General features: G+C 42.9%; 11 protein-coding genes. 1 reads left to right on the forward strand and 10 read right to left on the reverse strand.

The window, feature by feature from the left end; genetic code table 11:
* The 10 genes from M2125_RS10610 to M2125_RS10655 all read right to left on the reverse strand — a co-directional run.
* Nucleotides 1-7,991 (reverse strand): filamentous hemagglutinin N-terminal domain-containing protein (locus tag M2125_RS10610; RefSeq protein ID WP_280742958.1); only part of this gene is annotated, 7,991 nt, incomplete at its 3' end.
* Nucleotides 7,992-8,128: 137 nt separating this feature from the next.
* Complete coding sequence (locus M2125_RS10615) at nucleotides 8,129-9,856, reverse strand: ShlB/FhaC/HecB family hemolysin secretion/activation protein (protein WP_280742959.1); 1,728 nt, start codon at nucleotides 9,854-9,856, stop codon at nucleotides 8,129-8,131.
* Nucleotides 9,857-9,995: 139 nt separating this feature from the next.
* The gene (locus M2125_RS10620; protein ID WP_071467714.1) at nucleotides 9,996-10,607 is read right to left on the reverse strand and encodes a response regulator transcription factor; all 612 of its coding nucleotides are present in this window, start codon (nucleotides 10,605-10,607) and stop codon (nucleotides 9,996-9,998) included.
* Between the two features lie 94 nt (nucleotides 10,608-10,701).
* Nucleotides 10,702-12,228 (reverse strand): sensor histidine kinase, encoded by a 1,527-nt coding sequence (locus tag M2125_RS10625; RefSeq protein ID WP_071467713.1) that lies wholly within the window; start codon nucleotides 12,226-12,228, stop codon nucleotides 10,702-10,704.
* A gap of 46 nt (nucleotides 12,229-12,274) precedes the next feature.
* The gene (locus M2125_RS10630) at nucleotides 12,275-12,919 is read right to left on the reverse strand and encodes a hypothetical protein (RefSeq protein ID WP_161485595.1); all 645 of its coding nucleotides are present in this window, start codon (nucleotides 12,917-12,919) and stop codon (nucleotides 12,275-12,277) included.
* 672 nt (nucleotides 12,920-13,591) lie between these two features.
* Entirely contained in the window at nucleotides 13,592-14,209 is a 618-nt protein-coding gene (locus tag M2125_RS10635; protein WP_280742960.1) for a hypothetical protein, read from the reverse strand.
* Nucleotides 14,210-14,366: 157 nt separating this feature from the next.
* On the reverse strand, nucleotides 14,367-14,825 hold the full coding sequence (locus M2125_RS10640) for a hypothetical protein (RefSeq protein ID WP_280742961.1): 459 nt from the start codon (nucleotides 14,823-14,825) through the stop codon (nucleotides 14,367-14,369).
* A 154-nt stretch (nucleotides 14,826-14,979) separates the two neighbouring features.
* Nucleotides 14,980-15,378, reverse strand: coding sequence for a hypothetical protein (locus M2125_RS10645; RefSeq protein WP_280742962.1), 399 nt, complete (start codon nucleotides 15,376-15,378; stop codon nucleotides 14,980-14,982).
* Between the two features lie 156 nt (nucleotides 15,379-15,534).
* A complete protein-coding gene (locus tag M2125_RS10650) occupies nucleotides 15,535-15,951 on the reverse strand; it encodes a hypothetical protein (RefSeq protein WP_062309433.1) in 417 nt (138 codons plus the stop codon).
* Between the two features lie 170 nt (nucleotides 15,952-16,121).
* Nucleotides 16,122-16,964 carry a hypothetical protein gene (locus M2125_RS10655; protein ID WP_280742963.1) on the reverse strand — a complete coding sequence of 281 codons (843 nt, stop codon included), beginning with the start codon at nucleotides 16,962-16,964 and terminating at the stop codon, nucleotides 16,122-16,124.
* A 194-nt stretch (nucleotides 16,965-17,158) separates the two neighbouring features.
* Between M2125_RS10655 and M2125_RS10660 the strand changes: the two genes are divergently transcribed.
* The coding region (locus tag M2125_RS10660) for a hypothetical protein (protein WP_280742964.1) at nucleotides 17,159-17,358 on the forward strand (200 nt) is incomplete at its 3' end.

Genomic DNA, 17,358 nt, shown 5'->3' on the forward strand with positions numbered 1-17,358 from the left:
GTAAGGATCACATAAGCTTGGGCTTGGTTCACCGTATAAGGAGTAGCACTAGCCGCAGCATTAAAGGCGTAGTTCGTTGAACTAAGGCCACTGGCGTAAGTCAGGTTGTAAGTACCTGCATTTGACGAGGATGTTGGTGCATTGCTAATGCTTGCTGTGCCAGCTAGTCCAGTAGGTGATGCTGAGATCACGGTTCCTGTACCCGCACTATTGGTATTAAAGGTGTAATTAATCGTTGGTGTATTGCCATAGATACTGGACTGACCAGATGTAACGATCACATAAGCATTGGCCTTGCTAATAGTCAGTGATCCTGTACTAGAGCCGGCTGATATTGCATAGATTGGTGAACTTAGGCCACTCAAATAGGTCACTGTTGTATAGCTACCGGCATTAGTCGAAGAGTTTAGTGCACCGGTAATGCTTGTAGTCGAGTTGGTGCCAGTAAATACAGCAGTACCCGTTGCATTGACAGTCAAAGTATCGGATGAGAGGTATGTGGTACCCGATCCATTAGCTAATGTATTAAATGAGTAGGTAATCGTTGGCGCTGTACCATAAGTTGATGGGCTGGAAGATCCATAAATCACATACAAGTTAGGTTGCGTACTACGGTACAAGGCATAGTAACCAGCGCCTGATGAAGGTAGCGTGCTGGTTGTGACGCCATAACTAATATATTTGGTAGATTGAGCTGTAGCAAATACAGATAAATTATTACTCGAAGTTGGTGACCCAGAATATAAAGCAATGATGGCGCCTGTACCGGCTGTAATGAAGCTAGACGAACTACTACCAAGAACAATATTGTCTGTGGTATTGCTAGTTGTATCAGCGTAACCAGCAGACAATAAAATTGCTGGTGACGAGGTCACCGCAGATGAGCTAGTAGTTGTAATGTTGTTGTTAACTATTAAGTTACCAGTATTTGTTTTTACAAAAATAGTGCCTGTAGATGACAGTCCAGAATAATTGGTTCCACCAATGGTCATTGAACCAATGGTCATTGTCTGATTATTGCTAATTGATAAAGCACCAAGACTAGATCCAGAAGCAATTGTTGATAAGGTGTTGGTCGCACTACTCAACGTAATGGCTTGATTACCAACCAACGCTAAGTTATACGCATTTGCACTCGAGGCAATAGCGCCGCTCATACTAATAGCACCAGTAGTGCTGCCAATGAGAGAAGCAGAGGCCAAAGTCATGCCACCCACATAAGTACCTGGATTAATACTAGAGTTAGTTAAGGCTCCACCACTATTAATACCAGTACCGTTCAAAGTAAGGGTATTGGTATTGGTAAGAGTTTGACCATTGAGATCCAGAGCTGCACCATTATTAACAGTAATAGCACCTGCGCTCGCACCAAATGCTGTAGCACTACCCGCTTGGAGTGTGCCACCAGATATAGTAGTGCCGCCAGAGTAGGTGTTGTTACCAGCAAGATTTAGTACAGCACTACTAGAGTTAGCCCCTGTGTAATCAGCGCCTACAGTAGCTACTGTTCCTGTATTCAATTTCAGTGCAGTAGAGCCACCAATTGCACCCGCAATAGACGAGGATGCTGATTTAGAGTTAATTGCTAAGGTAGTGATATTGGAAACACTACCACCGATCGTAGCTGCGCCAGTACCGGAGTTGATAGTGAGGGCGTAGGTGTTTTGGACGCCAATTAAAGTTGTTGAAGATAGGATGACAACACCCGATCCGCCGTTACCACCATTATTTCCATTTTCACTACCACCACCGCCACTGCCAGTATTTACCAAACCGCTAGTGCCAACTCCACTACTTGATGGAGCTGAGCCGCCGCCACCAAGTCCGCCAGATGCTCCAACTCCACTCCAACTACCTCCTCCACCGCCCCCTGCAATATAGTAATTACCGCCACTAGACTGGCCAATATTTGATCCGGTAATTGGATTGAGAATGCCTGAACCACCAGCACCCGCAGCTATGCTTGTTGCACTTGCACCTTGAGCTCCTGCTCCACCGCCACCACCTGAGTAGTACGGTGATGAGGTTTCAGCATTACCTCCCGCATAGCCCTGTCCAGATACCCCCGCACCACCGAGACCCAGCTGACAACCACATTGACCACCGCCACCGCCAGATCCACCACTATTACCATTATTACCGCCAACACCACCATATCCACCACCTAATGCCGTTACCGTAGTAATCCCAGCTCCGGAAATGGAGGATGCAAATCCGTTACCACCGCTGCTACCACCGGCACCAACAACAATCGAATAACTTGTATTAGCAGCAAATGTCACAAGTGAAGATCCGACATTAGTAAGAACGCCCCCAGCACCACCGCCGCCACCACCGTTTTGTCCACCCGCTCCGCCACCACCAACTGCTAAATATGAGATAGCACTTGATGTAACAGGGCTAAATGAATAGTTACCACCACTATAAGAAATTGTTGGCGGGCTACTCAGCGCTGAGAGGCTTGATGTATAAGTGGTCCCGCTTATAAGAAAACTGGACTGGTAGGTATTGGTACCACTATTCGCTAGGTAATAGGCCCAAGTGCTTCCACTAGAGGTGCTAACCCCCCAATATCCAGATCCTAGGAATTCAATAATTCCTGAGCCTACAACTGAAGAACTATTGACGCTACCTGAAACCGTCACTGCTCCATTGCCACCATTACTAGTTGAGCTTAAATTAACATTGCCTGCTAGAACAAGATTACCGCCATAGTTTTGATTACCACTAGTGGTGACATTACCTGCTAAGGTAGTTGTACCAGTATTTGCTGTTGTACCAACAGCAGAAGCATTACAGCCACTAGAATTAATGCACAAATAACCAAGCGCACTATTAGCACTATTGCCACCCACTACGCCACCAAAGGCAGTAGTACCTGCACCGTTAGAAACGGATAAGCCATAGTAACCACCAGCGGTACTGTCTACAGCAGAGGTAAAAGTGATATTGCTATTAGTGGCAGTAAGTGCTGCATTAGCACCTAAGGTGACTGCGCCGCTATAGGTTTGAGCACCACTGGTTGTAATCGAGCCAGCCAAGGTAGAGGTACCAGATATAGTCAATGATGAGGTACCGGTGCTATTGGTAATCGATGGGTTGGTGCCGCTCATAGATAGCGAACCAACTGTAACGGCACCATTTTGAATATCTAATGTACCGCTAGAAATTGTTAGTAATGAAGAGCTATTCCCTAATGTGCCCGATCCAGATAAGACTAAAGTTCCAGCATTAATTGTGGTTGCGCCACCGTAGGTGTTGGCGGCCGTAAGAGAAACAGTACCAGCACCATTTTTAATAATCGCACCAGAACCAGAAATGACACCCGAAAGTGTGACATTAGAATTTCCTGAGAAAGAAATAGTTCCATTATTGGTGATTGAGAGGCCTAGAGGGCCCACGCTCGCGGTATTGTAGTTAACCGTGTAAGTGCTTGGAATAATAAGTGAACTAATGGAACTAGCATTGGTAGAAATAGGTGCAATGCTTGAAGGCGTACTACTACCAGTGACATCCCAGTTGGATGCCGTTTCCCAAAGTCCGCCAGAAGTGCCGGCGTAAGTGAGCGAAACTAAAGAAGAGCTGTAGGAGGTGCAATTATTAATTGCACACAAAATGGGGAATCCACTATTCACCCCAGGCTGATAACCCCATCCGGAAGCAATAGTAAAGGATCCAGAGGTATTACCAAAACCACTTGAGAAATTAGATGCGTTTTTCAGTTGAGCAGTGGTTATAGAGGAGACCCCCGACACTACAACTGAACTAGGGAAGCCCCCTGTGCTTGCATTTAATCCAGGATTTGTTGTTGAATTCCAATAATTACCGCTAAAGCTATTTGTTCCAGACGCACCTCCTGCAATGCCTCCAATGGAACTATTGCCGGTAGCAGTAACGATCGCCCCGCCAAAGTAATTGTTAGTGAATGTACAAACATTCCCACAAGGCAGGTACGCAAAAAGTCCACCAAAATTTTGGTGGTTGTTGCCTGCAGTATTTCCAGTAATAGTTCCTATTGAATAACTATTTGAAACTGATGAATTATTTTGTACGGAGCCTGTAAGTCCACCGACCGTATCAGGACCTGAAACATTCGAAGTACTGTAGCTTGATTGAATAGTTCCGCCATATAAGTAGCCCACTAACCCGCCAGCATTACTACCAGTAGTCAAAATTGAACCCGTACTATAACTAGAATAAATATTTGCAGATTGGCCAAGGCCTACAAGGCCTCCAACATAATTTACACCTGTTACTGATGCCGTTGAGTAGCTATTAGTAATAGTCGCACCGCTGGTATGACCAGCAAAAGCACCCACTCCATTATTGTCATAACTTGCCAATACAGAACCAGCTAAACCCATATTGCTAAATGTGCCACTGGTGTTACCAAATAAACCTATGTTTGTCCCACTGGAGCTAGTGCTATTAATACTTAGACCACTAATAAGGTGGCCAAACCCATTCAAAATACCACTGAATCCACTCACAACTGCAGCAGAATAGGCAGTGCTAAAGCTCAAATTACTTCCAATCACGTAGTTGCTACTTGAATTGATTCCAACAAAATCAGACTCTGAGTTAAGAGCGGTGTATGTGTTAGATCCAAATTTGATTGTTCCAGAAGTCGATACATTGATCTGGCCATTAAATCCAGTGGCAGCACCAGTAGTAAATGAACTGCCACTTAAATAGCCTGAAGTTAAACCGCTCGTGGATGAACTTGCCATACCCATGAGAACTTGGCCACCAGAGGTATATCCAGAGACTCCGCTATTACTTGGCGCCAGGGTAAGAGAGCCACTACCTGTAACGGTCAATGAACCCATGCTTGATGGCGTGCCAACATAAATGTTGTAACCAGAATTGAGTGTGAGTGTGTTCGCAGACCAACTAACATTGTCATTTACATAAATATTTCCCAATGTTCCGTTAGAGGTGGCGGTACAAGCGATGCCTGAGCAAGTATTTGCCGCAGTAATAGTTACAGAGTTATTGGACAATGCAGTTGTAAGGTTGGCTCCGGTAATATTTCCACCAGATGAAGCAATATAAAAATCGTATGGGTCGAGCAACCAGGTACCAGTTGTGCCGTTATTACTTGCTGTTGAGATACTTGCACTATTTACCACATTCAAGGTATGACCCGAAGTCTCAATAAAGCCACCGTTGCTATTTTTACCCAATGCTTGTGCAGATAATGTGCCCGCTACATTGTTGGTGTTACCCCAAACCAAAACATTACCGCCATTGCCACTAGTAATTCCATTTGCCGAGAGGATGCTATTGGCATCCACTGTAGTTAGCTGGGAGGTTGGAACAGTAATAACTGCTGATAGATTTGGTAGGAGGGCATCTTGCGCTGCACTACCTGGAAGTGGATTTGCTCGGAAATCACGACCGGTGACAATGTTACCGCCGCCTAATGTGCCGTTTGCTTCTAGTGTGGCGCCAATGAGGGTTGTACTCATGAGGGCTGACTGAGCAATAGTGCCGCCTAGTCCGGCTCCACCATTCGTTTGGATATAACCGTTATTTTGATAGGTGCCCGCAGGAGAGCTGAGAATGATCAAGCCACCGGTATCGGCATTGGCTTGAATGCTTGCTACAGTATTAAGAGAATTATTGCCGGCGATATAAATCTGGCCAGCTTGAGAATTGAGAACTACTTGAGATGAACTGTCTACCGCATTGGCTGTGATAACGGTGGTGTTATCTAAAGAGGTATTACTGGAGAGGATGTTACTAGTATTCGATGGGGTGAAATTAACTGCTGCCAATAAAGTAGCAACTTGGGAATTAATGGAAGGCGGAGCTAAGGTTGAACCAGAACCCACACCATTAGCAACACCCAGCTGAATAACACCACCCTGAATATATCCATCCGCAGAAATTAAGGCGCCAGTAAAGGTGTTGGTATTTTGTGCCGCCAATGTAATTGCACCGCCAAGATTATTTTTACCGACCGCATCCATAACGCCATAGTTATTAATATTGCCATTTACAGAAACAATATTAATAGAACCACCGTTTTGACCATTGGCTGAAATATAGCTAGTAGCATTTGAAATTGAACCGATATTAATATCACCGGTAGCAATGATATTAATAGCGCCACCGTTTGAGGTATAAGTATTAGTATCTGCAACAAAACTATTTTGACCATTAATAGAATTGCGACGATTATTTGCAGTAATGGTATTAGCAGAATTTAATCCACCTGAGTTGGTATTGTTTGAATTATTGCTATTGCTTCCGTTGGAATTAATATTGCCTAGAATATTTATGATGGCGCCAGCTAAATAGATATTAGAATTAGATCCACCATTGGTATTGATTGAGCCATTAATATTAATTGCTTGAGCTACCGCATAGACACTACCTGCAGTGACATTACTGTTGATGTTAATCGTGCCACCTTGGGCATTGAGGGTCAGGCTCGTTAGCGCATTGGCTGAGTACACATCAGCCAAGAAAGTGATCATGGGGCTAATACTCTGGCTACAGCTACCAATCCCACCACAGCTACTAGCTGTTGCATCTAGTATGACATTCGTTGTATTTAATGCATTCGATAGCACTGTTGCCGCATTGCTATCGATGGTGATGGAAAGCGGATCCGTAGTCCAATGACCGGTTTGACCATGTGGCGCCATGGTATCTACAGCCAGGTTAGAGCCATACTTCACAGTACCTGCAGAGCTGGTATCAATGTTGCCACCATTACCAGAAATCATGCCACCGGTTGCCTTCAACATACCGGCAACATTAGTAGCAATTTGTGACCAAATACTGATCGATCCGCCATTACCGTTTTGGGTGGCTGATGCATCCACAATCGCGCCTGGATTGACATTCACAACGCTAGCATTTACCCGGCTTTGCGCTGTATTTGCATTGGTTTTACCAATCAAAATTTGCCCGCCAGCAGTAGCACCTGTAGCGGTCGTTTTGGATGCTGTATTGAGGTTTACTAGATTGCCAGAAATGGTGACATTGCCACCATTAGCATCTTGTGAATTTGCACTCACTGTACCATTTTGATTTACGGTACCAGCAGTTAAAAATACTTTTCCACCGGATGCTGAAATTGAATCAGCGTTAATTGTGCCAGTGTTATTAATGACTGAGGCTTTTAAATTCGATGCCGCATTAGCAGCAATAATAATTTGACCACCGTTAGCGATAATCGCATGCTTATTAGTAATTAAACTATTAATCGCAGAAGCATCAACACTAATATCAGTTAATTGGCTACCATTAAAGGAGAGTGTGACTTTTGAACCAGAAACTAATGCAATAGTATTGCTATTGGAGATATTAGCAATGAGTACACCTTGGTTTTTGACCTCAGGTGCCATTAATGCAATATAACCATTAATACCATTAGCAGTAATTGTGCCTTTATTAATAACCTTGCCAGATTCACCCCCAGAAAATTGCATTTTTCCAGACATGTAATCAGAATCTTTAATATTCATTGTGGTGGCAACTAGGCCACCGGTATTGATTTCAGCGCCTTTGCCAAATACAACGCCGTTAGGGTTAACAAAAATCACTTGGCCATTGGCATTGACTGCGCCATTAATCATCGACTGACTAGCGCCGTTTACACGATTGAGTGTTGATGCACCGCTATTGGGTTGATTGAAATTCACTGTGGCATTTTTGCCCACATTAAAACTATCCCAGTTAATCACAGCACGCTGCGTGCTCTGATTGATATTCATGACGTTGCCAGACTGGCTAATGCTCGCTTGTCCTGCAGCTACTTGGCCATTCGTAGGTAGAGCATTGGCCGCTGGAGCAGCAAATACATGCGATGAGGCAAGTATCGATGTCAGAGCAAGACTAGCAAGCGCTTTTTTTCGAAGGCCTTTGCAATGCCATTGCTTGTTTTTTAAAGCGAATAGCCCCCGCTCATCCTGTTGATGAGCTCTCTCTTGGTTGCGAGAAAACGCAACTTGAAAAGATTGAAGGGTCTTAGGCAAAAACAATATCCCAAATTAAATTGATATGAGTGGATTATTCAGAGGCTGGTAAAAACCCTCAACCCTCCGATCGGAGGGGTTTGATAATTTTTTTACTTTTATTAAGCAGTTCTTATTTGAAAGCGAACCAATAACTATCAAAACGGAATGGATGCTCTTATCCATGCCTGCACTGACTTATAGGAGTTATCCACATTGAGCTGTTGCCCGCTGGAGTTATACAAGGGATTATTCCCAATGCGTGCCGCCAAAGAAGCGGTGACTAAAACCTTATCATATGAGTACTTTGCTGTTATGCCCGCATCGCCCAATTGATACTGATTGTTGGCATTGGTTAACCCTTGCCAGCCGCTGTATAGATTTACGTATTGTTGTACCAAACCCAAATCGCCAAAGATTCCTAATTGCCAATTTTCATCGAGGCGGTGCATGAGTTCGGTCGATAGAATGGCGCCTTGGGAACCGCCACCTTGGGAGGTGGGATAAGCACGTACACCATAAGCACCACCCATATAGATCTGCTCCGAGGAGTTCAAGTTCTTATTAGCAAATTGACCGTAAATGGAGTTTGTCCAAGTGGTGTCACTCAAAAAGGAGAGATCTTGCGCATAGGTCAGACTAAAGGTCCATTTTGAGTAGGCGCCTGCAGTACCTACCCCGTTTTGGTCTTGCTGGGACTCTGCAAGGTTGCGGATACCTAAGTGACCAAACACATAGCCTGCTGAGTAATTGAAGATCGAACCATCGGTAGTAGCCCAATCGCCACTAACACTCGCGTTAGCGGCAGTGAGTTGATAGCTACTTAAAGTATTAATCACTGGCGCTATTTGGACGTTGTTGTATGCGCGGTTCTCTATACTCAGTTTTGCTGTCGAGTTGGCGCTTTGACTACGCTGCAATGCGTAAGTAGTATTGGCTTGAAAAGTAGCCGCAGAACCTGCCGAAGGGGTGGAGGCATTCCAGTTGGGCAAAGTCATGTACTGCAAGTAAGAGCTTTGCACTCCCACCTTCCAACCATCGTAGCCAATAGGCACAATGTAGTTACCGACGACATAACCAGAGCCCTGGGACTGTATGGCATTGAGGTTTACCTGATCCCCTAAACCAGACAGGTTATTCAAGCTGAGATTGGCAATGGCTTGGGCTACTCCGGTACTAGCCGATCCATAGTTACTCAGAGCGGCTTGGCCACTGAACCATGGCATGTCTGATAGCTTGACTTTAAAGTTGCTTAGGCCCGCATCATTACCGGGCTCAAAAGCTCCTGTTGCAGATACGCCTGGTGTCTCGTTTAATAACAGCATGGCCCGTTCAGTGGCCTGCGTATTAATATAGACCTCACCATTGGTGCCCTGGGTGATATAAGCCTTGGCACGCTCTAGAGAAAAACGCGCAGTTGTTTTAGGCGAAATATCAACGGGCTCAACAATGACTGCGCCCATCTTACCTTCTAAGATTTTGATGAGCACAACACCATCTTTAATCTCTTGAGGGGGCAGTGTTGCTTGAGCAATGCGCTGATGGGCAGAGTAAAAATCCTGAATTGCTACTGCTGCATCCTGCAATTCACTAATTTGCAGTGTTTTATTGACCCATGGTGCCACGACTTGGTCTAACTCTTTACCACTAAAAAGTGTATTCCCCTCAAAGGTGAAGTGTGAAACGGTGATCTTGTCAACCCGATTCTCGGTAGGAGCCTTTTTTTCTGATTTAGGCGGTTGAACTAAAGGCGCCTGTGATTCACGTTGGAGCTGCAGATCCAAGTTGCGCTGTAACGCACCAGCATCAGGTGCTGACTGAGACCATGCGCCCTCCGACACTCCTGCCAATATCACCGCAATGTGTGAATATAGTAGTGAACGCATTTTCGGCCGAGCTGGCTTCATATATCTTGATTGCTTCATATAGTAATAGTCATATTGAATGTCTTGTGCACCAATAGATTGGATTGTTACAGCGTGGAAGTAGTCTGACAACCCTACGAAAGTAGGGTTCAAAGTTAAATCAAGCGATAGTGAGCGTCGTATTTAATGAAATTAGTTCAGCGAGAGAACGTAAACGCAATTTGTACATTACTTCTGACTTATATTCCTTAACCGTTGGCAGTGAAATGCCCAAGGCATTGACCAACTCTTTATTGCCATAGCCCTTCGCTAAAAGTTCAAATACTTGTCGCTCGCGAGGGGACAAGGTTTTAAGAGCTTCAGATAGTTGAGCTTTGCGTATCAGGTCTTGCATAGCGATAGCATCTTGCTCTATCGCTTTAGCTACTGCACCTAAGAGAGCCTCACGGCTAAACGGCTTTAGCAAAAAATCGACTGCGCCACTCTTTAGCGCCGCAATAATTTGCTCATCCGAGCTTTCACCACTAATGAAGATGATGGGAATTTTGTGGCCTTTGGAAATTAACTCCGATTGCAACTCAACACCGGATTGCTTTGGCATTCGCATATCGGTAATGAGGACTGCTGGCGCTAGAGGCTTGAATTCTTGTAAAAATTGCTCAGGATTGGCAAAGGAGAAAATGGTATAGCCGCAAAACTGCAAAGCCCGCTCTAGGTCAGAGCGCAACTCATCATCGTCCTCCACCAAAAAAATGTATTTTTTTGAATTCATTGTTTACTTAAATAATTCATATTCACCTATTGAAATACATTATGACCAATGAACAAAATTGAACATACCCTGCGAACGAAGGGAATGTATAGCGTTAGACCGCCATCACACTTCCATCACCCCCAACTGATTTTTTACCAGGAGGGATATCCAGAGAAAAAGTGACGCCCCCATGATTTGGCAGATTTTGAAATGTCAAAGAGCCTTGATGACGCTCGGCAATGTAGTGAGACAACCAAAGTCCAATTCCCGTTCCAGAAGATTTAGAACTAGCAAATAAACTAAATAACTTGTTTGCTTGTGCTGGCCTGATTCCCGCTCCATTATCCGTAACGGAAAGTTGATACCACCCCTTCTCGTTATATCTACTCTTAATACGAATTATTTTATTGTTTCGATCTAGCGAATCGAGCGCTTCAATTGCGTTCGAGATTAGGTTGGCCACTACTTGGCGCACCAAGGAATCCCAGACAATGATCGGCTCTTTAGCCTGCAAATCTAATTCGATCAGAATGGTCGATTTTCGAGCTCGATCGGCATAAAGAGATGCTACTTCTTCAATCAGCTTGTCTAGATTGATGGATACAGCAGCATCTTTTCCAGACTGAAATAACTTTTTTAAGCTGATAATGAGCTTAGCTGCGGAGTGATTGGCTTTTAAAATGTTGCCCATAGAAGACTTAAGATCTTCCAGATTCACCTCGGGGCGATTGATTTTATCGAGTACCTCATCGCTATTGAGTTCGATCCTAGCTAAAAATTGATTGAATTCATGGGCCAAGCCTGCAGATAATGCGCCCGTCTCTACTAAAGCGTTCTTATTTGATAAATTTTCAATCAAGATATCCTTTTCTAGCAGTAGGCCTTGAATCTGCTCATCCCTCATCTTGACCTTGATAGCATTGTGAGAAAAATACTCCGCCCAGTTCATCAGGATTAATAGTTGGAGAAATACAAAAAGAGCCGCTCTTAAAAAGCGAAAAGAAAAATCAAACTGTGCAATATCAGAATACGTGAATCCTAAAATATAGATTTGATGATTGGCAAGAAATACAACCGTCATCCAGATCACAATAACTCCAATGAATATCAAACAAGTAGAACGAATCAAATTGAACCAGACTGTTGGGAGCTGCTTGTTACTAGTAATAGCTTCGGCAAGCAGCCAACCCAAAAGACATATAGAGAAAATATGAACAGCAAATGATCGATCTAGATAATTTCCTCTTTTACCAATCTCTAAAAAAATTAGGCAAAAAAGGGATACGCACCCCAAGCTAGAAAGAATAAAATTTGTTGTCAATCTTTTTCGCAAAGCTCTAAAGTAAAGAGGCTGACCCAATAGTGATAGGGTAAAAATAAGATAGCCCAAAAATAGTAATTTCTTGAATAGGGAAGGGGGAAGCTCTTCAAAAAAACGATACTGCTCTAAATTATTACCAAAGAATAAATAGGCTACAACCACTAAACTGGCTCCTGCAAAAGCAGCCAAACCAGCATAAGACATGAGATAAAAACTTTGGTTTCGCTCAATGCCCTTGGAAAGCTGGATACCTGATATGAGCATTGATAGCACGATCAATGCAATTGAAGCGTAATAGAAGGCTAGGTACCGAGACATTGCGTAGTATTTTAAGACTTATCTTTATTAAACATCACAGTAAGAATCAAAATTGATAGCCTAACCCCAAGAGTACTCTAGTGGTTTGTGGCGATGTAATAACAGAGGCGTTGATTGTGCGCCCAGATGAAACGATAGTTCTTGACGTAGTCTGAGATTCATAGAGCGAGTAGTTGGCTTCACCAAATAAATAAATTGAGCCGTAAACGAACTGCTTATAACCAAGACCCAATAGGTAACCATTAAAGTTAGGACCTGAATTTGAGTCATTTACTTGCGTCTGCTTGCCTACCTTTAAATAGACTAAGCCATCCTCCGTTTTAAAGCCAGGGGAAAGAAAAAATCCATAGTTGTAAAGAGACTTAATGCCACTCACTGTTGTTGTTTTATTGAGAGCCTGGATTTGGAGTTGTTGCGTTAGTCCATTAGCAGGAGAAATATTGGCGCCAATCGCTAGCAAATAATTCTGCGTGACATGAAAGTTATATCCTGCAGTCAGCACCGCCAAACTATGACTAGATCCGCTTGAGTTCACACTCGAGGGAATCACTGACCCATTGAGTGTCAAAACAGAATTAGTGGATGTATTGATATCGCGATATCCAAGACCCAAGTCGGTATAGAAACCCTCAAATTTAGGGTGTGTTTGATCGATTCCTTGGGCGTCAGCCGATAGGCAAGTTACTGCCATTGATAAAAAGAGTAGAACAAACCAAATTCTGAGCATTCTCGAATATAAACAATAAATGAATGATTCCCAGTGTGGTGAAGATAGCCTCTATTTCATACCCTACGATCGTAGGGTATGAAATAGAGGCTATTGATTTGTCTTGGGATCAATTAATAAACCATAGTCCACCAAGAAGCCACCAAAAAAATATGATTAATTACCTCACTTAAATCCCTGCACTCTTTAGCTCTAAAGATGCAGCCATCACAAACCCTTTCACCAGAAATACAAAACCCCCACCATTTCTGATGAGGGTTTGCATTTCTGGTGGGCCCACCAGGACTTGAACCTGGGACCAAAGGATTCCGGTTTGTGTTAGTTTCCTAACTCCCTGGACTATGCCTTCACCGTATTCATTTCTGAACTTAGGTGGGTGCCGTCTAGTCTCTACACGTTCAACAACACTTTCATGTTGAAGCTTCGCTCGGCGTTGCCATATTCGTTTAAAACGATTTGTGTACTTAGTAGCAAATACACTAATTCGTTTAAACGTCTTTAGGTTTCTCCGAATTTGACACCATCCCTTACACAGTTTCCACGTGCAAGGCACAACTTTCGCTATGAGAGCAGACATCCATGATAGATCCATATAAACAGGGGGTCTGCGGGTGGTCTGTGTCGGTGTGTAAGCAATTAAGCTGCAATAGGGAATTCAAGGACTGGCATTCCCATCTTGATTCGCTGAAGATAACTATCAGTCACGATCTTAGAAATATCAGCTTTTCCAGCATCAGCCACAACAACAATCCCACCCTGATTCTTAAAATCAGCTCTATCCACCCAACCTTGCGGTGTTAGTTGTTGTAAAGTCATGCCAGCGATGGAAACAGCTTTAGATGAAATAAACCATAACTCTTGCTTATCCCCTGCCTTCTTAGCAACTATCTCATTGATTTTGCCAATAGGTGACTTAAGTAACTTCTGACGATGGTAGCTACCAATCCAAGTTTTAATAGATTTAAATTCAGATCTATTAAATTTAAAACGCCAGATGCCACCGACATAGCCTGCTAGCTTTAGCATGTCAACATGAGGTTTTTCTGTGCCCAAATGTAATTGAAGATTTGTTTCTGGCATTTTTGGAACGTGAGGTAATGCAGTTCTTGGAAAACGTTCTTCTGCTGTAAACCAAGCAAAATTAGTTACCGAAGGGTGCAACCTTACCCCAGTAACTGCCTCTGTTTTAATTTCTTGTGACATCAAAATATCAAACAAGTTATAACCTTTTGTGTAATGAAAAATAGTACTCATTTAATTCTCCTTAGTTGCGAACTATCACTGCGATAATTCATAGGTTCTATATTAGTTTTGGTAGCTTAAATTTCGGCTGAATAAGCGATTTAAATCAAGTTTGTTAATAGCCATGCAATCAAGATAAGTAGTTGCTATAGCAACCACTTATCGAGCACTATGCAGCTAATTCGATCTGCTGACACCGATCACATGAACATCCAACCGCATGTCGATTTAAAAAATCTTCCACATCAACATCACAGATATTCCAGGCGTAGATAGGGCCCATCATTGCACCCCAAGGGGCAACAATGGTGTCATTACGCAAAACTCCAAAGTACGCCAAGTTGCCCACATCATCTACTTGCGATGAAGTGACCTCAAACCAAAATCGCTCAGTTGGAACATCCTCAATTCCCCAATCAACAATCACCTTAGCCATCATTCCCACGGGGATTGACTCACGAATCTCTTTCTCTGGAATTGAGAAGGTATCTGGGAAATTCTCTTCCATATATTCAACATCTTGCAATCCAATTTCCATCCATTCAGAATCCACCTCTATAAAAGTGGAGTTAAATGGTGCTTCACTTGCCAATTTAAAGTCTGCTGCCGTATGTTTGCAATTACACATGTATTTCTCCTTTTTACTTAAGGTCATCAAGAGCGATAACCCATATACCTAAGATAGGCGTTTTGACCCTCTTTTCGGGTAAACAATCAATTCAAATCGAGTTTGTTAATCAATAGATATAAACAAAAATGCCACCCGAAGGTGGCACTAAAACTTATGCAAAGTTTTCTATGGGTAGAGAGCCATTCAAAACCTGTTCGGTGACCTCTATGCCGCCCATATCCTCAATAAAATCTACCAAACCTTCTCCGGATAACATTAAGGGAATATCTTTCAAATGCGCCCCAAGAGCCACAACGATTTGACAGCGTCTTAAGAAAACTTCTTCATCGGCATTAGCTTTGGACCAGTCAAAATTTCTAACATCTTTATATTCAGCCTTAACCATAGACAGCATTTCAAGCCACTGACTCATAGAGCTTTCAAAACCAAACCGCCCAATTAAATCTGGTGTGTTTTCAAGCAGCTCAAAGAACATATCTACTGGAACCTCGATGGCGCAATCTATATCAAGATTTACCAGACTAATAGTCAACATTTTTTCATTACTCATTTCAACTTCTCCTATTTAATAAAGGCTCTCAAGAGCGACAGCCCATATATGTAAGATATTCGTTTCGACCTACTTTTCGGATGAATAACCAATTCAAATCAACTCTGTTAATTACCGAAACCGATAGAAAATGCCACCCGAAGGTGGCATCTATTACTAAGCCGCTAATCGCATTACAGGAACCTCTGGAATCAGATCTACCCCTCCAGCAGACGACAGATCCAATAAGCCGCGAGCACGCTGCTCATCAAATTGCTCCGGATGCACTAGATATATCGGCTCTTTATATAAAACCGTATTAAGAGCGGCAAAATCAACGCAAAGATCGCAAAACTTACCCCATCTTTCTTTCTGAACGTGCGCTGCCTTAGGATGTTTATTAAAAAATGCATCTTCACGTAACAGCTTTGCTTTAAGCACTAAGTGGTAACCATCGGCTTTTTCATGATCACTATTTACCAACCTCTCAAATTCATTAACAATCGCATCTACAAAATCTGTCGTAGATTTAACTACCATCTTGATGCCATAAGGAATCATATTGACTGCAATTACATAAGATTTATTACTCATTTAATTCTCCTTTAATTGAGAGCCACCAAGTGCGGTAACCCATATACGTAAGATAGGCGTTTTGACCATCTTTTCGGATGAACAATCAATTCAAATCAATTCTGTTAATCGATGTCTTTAAACGAAAATGCCACCCGAAGGTGGCACTGTTACTGCAAGTAACGCTTGTTTCATGCGGCTATTGGTAGCGGCTGGAGAGTCAGCTTTTTGGCTCGACGTTGTTCATCAACCCTATCGCGCTCCTCTTGTATCTTGAGTTGATAAGCAGGCGAAATCATCTCTTTTGCTTTTGCAAATTGCTGTTTTTCAATTTCTGAATAACTCCCTTTGCTGCCAATGTCCACTATTACCCGTTTAAGAATTTGCTCCTCAAACTCATAATCCATAGGAACAATACCTACTACTTTGTAAATTCCATCAACTATGGCGCAAATGGGATATAGAAATGAGCCAACACCATGCGAATCATGTACTTGACTGGTCCATTCGCCTGGAATCCTAAACTCAGCCATAGGCGTTTCAGCTTTTATATTTAAAAGTGCTTTCACAAGCTTTGCCCTACCCTCATCTTCACTTTTGCGCTTTTGTACGCCTTCTAAATTCACATTACTTTCGCGAATACGGTCAATTCCTCCGTTTTGGCGTATGAAATCTTCTAGCTCATCAGCCATTACATCCTGTCTATAAGCCATATCAAGCACTCTGGCATAAACGTGCGCATTTTTACGATTAGTGCGCACTACATATTTCACAATAATGGTCAGATCTGGGGTATTTTTTTGAACCTTGATATGGTGCTTGGTTGATAAAGTACTGCGCATTTTGGATAGTATTTCTAGCTTATAGTCAGACCCCAGAACCTGATCGCTATATCGCATTAACTCAGCCAATAGCCCATATAAAACGTCGTTTGCTTTCACAATGTAATTATCGTAAAAATCAACTTGCTGCTGTGCCAGTAAATCCCCTTCTGATAACACTTGCTCTACTAATAACTTTCCATTCTTTTTCATCTTATTTCTCCATTGTTATGCGTGTTAGTTCGCTTTATAAGTCTATAAAAATAGGGGTCTTTTTCGGATGAATAAGTGATTTAAGTCAGTTCTGTTAAGCGGATTTAGAGGGGTAAACGCTAATCAATTTGGATAAGAATTGTGCTTATACTTTTCATATCTACATTTAGTACAGCAATCAACTAAAGGCTTATATGGCAGAAGAAGGATTGGGGCTTTACAAGGAGATTCCAGGTGGGCTCAAAAAAGGACGCTCCACTACAGATGACTGGCGCAAAGCTAAAGACACAATGTATTACTGCGTATTTCAGGCCAGCGTGACCACCCATTTCAGGCAAATGACCGGTCATTTCAGAGTGAGCGTGACCACCTGTTTCAGAATCAGCGTGACCGC

It is taken from the genome of Polynucleobacter sphagniphilus, from assembly GCF_029892205.1.
Classification (GTDB): Bacteria; Pseudomonadota; Gammaproteobacteria; order Burkholderiales; family Burkholderiaceae; genus Polynucleobacter; species Polynucleobacter sphagniphilus.

Excerpts from the sequence above, each read along its gene's own strand:
- M2125_RS10615 (WP_280742959.1), bottom strand. The coding sequence starts at position 9,856 with ATGCGTTCACTACTATATTCACACATTGCGGTGATATTGGCAGGAGTG.
- M2125_RS10620 (WP_071467714.1), bottom strand. The coding sequence starts at position 10,607 with ATGAATTCAAAAAAATACATTTTTTTGGTGGAGGACGATGATGAGTTG.
- M2125_RS10625 (WP_071467713.1), bottom strand. The coding sequence starts at position 12,228 with ATGTCTCGGTACCTAGCCTTCTATTACGCTTCAATTGCATTGATCGTG.
- M2125_RS10630 (WP_161485595.1), bottom strand. The coding sequence starts at position 12,919 with ATGGCAGTAACTTGCCTATCGGCTGACGCCCAAGGAATCGATCAAACA.
- M2125_RS10635 (WP_280742960.1), bottom strand. The coding sequence starts at position 14,209 with ATGAGTACTATTTTTCATTACACAAAAGGTTATAACTTGTTTGATATT.
- M2125_RS10640 (WP_280742961.1), bottom strand. The coding sequence starts at position 14,825 with ATGTGTAATTGCAAACATACGGCAGCAGACTTTAAATTGGCAAGTGAA.
- M2125_RS10645 (WP_280742962.1), bottom strand. The coding sequence starts at position 15,378 with ATGAGTAATGAAAAAATGTTGACTATTAGTCTGGTAAATCTTGATATA.
- M2125_RS10650 (WP_062309433.1), bottom strand. The coding sequence starts at position 15,951 with ATGAGTAATAAATCTTATGTAATTGCAGTCAATATGATTCCTTATGGC.
- M2125_RS10655 (WP_280742963.1), bottom strand. The coding sequence starts at position 16,964 with ATGAAAAAGAATGGAAAGTTATTAGTAGAGCAAGTGTTATCAGAAGGG.